At 80.2% G+C, this 459-nt stretch carries 1 protein-coding gene; it reads right to left on the bottom strand.

The window, feature by feature from the left end; all coding sequences use genetic code 11:
• Positions 1 to 159: 159 nt before the first annotated feature.
• On the bottom strand, positions 160 to 459 hold a 300-nt coding region (locus ACFV4G_RS10835; RefSeq protein WP_380438725.1), incomplete at its 5' end, for an L-threonylcarbamoyladenylate synthase.

Below are 459 nucleotides of genomic sequence, written 5' to 3' on the forward strand. Positions count from 1 at the left end.
CGGTCAGTGCTCGACACGCTCGGCCTGGGCGCGCGTGTGTTTGCGGTTCCACCGGGGGGGGGGGGGCGCGGCGCGCGCGGCGGGGGGGGGGGGCCCCCCGCCCCCCCCCCCCCACCGCGCTGCGTCAGCCGCGGCCCGACGCCCCGGTGCTGTTCACCGTCACTCGAAGCGGCTCGGGTCCCCGGCCCCCCGGCGGACGATCTCCGGCTCGCCGCCCGAGAAGTCGACGACCGTCGTCGGCTCCGTGCCGCAGTCGCCCGAGTCGACCACGGCGTCCAGCACGTGGTCGAGGCGCTCCTTGATCTCCCACCCCTGCGTCATCGGCTCGTCCTCGCCGGGCAGGAGCAGCGTGCTGGAGACCAGCGGCGCGCCGCGTGGGGCGCCCAGCCCCCCCGGGGCCGCGGGGGCGGGGGGTCCCGCGCCCCCCCACGACAGAAGGGCGGGCCGCAGCCGCCCGGG

The organism is Kitasatospora sp. NPDC059747 (assembly GCF_042732955.1).
In the GTDB taxonomy this organism is placed as follows: Bacteria; Actinomycetota; Actinomycetes; order Streptomycetales; family Streptomycetaceae; genus Kitasatospora.